This is a genomic window from Blautia sp. CAG:257 (genome assembly GCF_000433815.1).
GTDB classification, from domain to species: domain Bacteria; phylum Bacillota; class Clostridia; order Lachnospirales; family Lachnospiraceae; genus Blautia_A; species Blautia_A caecimuris.
This window is the reverse complement of the sequence record NZ_HF999105.1, coordinates 1,404-1,783: the sequence shown is the minus strand read 5'-3', so window position 1 is coordinate 1,783 and position 380 is coordinate 1,404. Positions and strand designations below refer to the sequence as shown.

Below are 380 nucleotides of genomic sequence, written 5' to 3'. Positions count from 1 at the left end.
CCAGCAGTTCCTCTCCATTTAAGCTTACCTGTTCAAACAATCCGGAAAGTTTACTGTAGCGATATGTGAACTTCTCGCTTTCGATAGTAAGGAACCGATCCGTTTCCGTAACCTGCACAGATGCCTGATCCTCTCTCCGGTTTTCCAGAAGACACACCGCCTGCTGATTTCTACCATCTTTGTTTTTCAACAATATCTCATCAAATCCCAGCACACTTCCCGGAACAACAAGGGCATTTCCCTGTTTTAAGTAATAGGATATTTTCAGGTAACATTTTCCCCGTTCCGGAACCGGAATATCCAGAAAAATGCTTCCTGTCTGCCCGGGCAGTATGGACTCCTTCAGTTCCATTTCTTCCTTTTTGAGGATTTTTCCATCA

At 44.2% G+C, this 380-nt stretch carries 1 pseudogene; it reads right to left on the bottom strand.

Annotated elements, in window-relative coordinates:
- Positions 1 to 380 (bottom strand): annotated as a pseudogene (locus QVP40_RS11740) (beta-galactosidase); the annotation flags it as partial.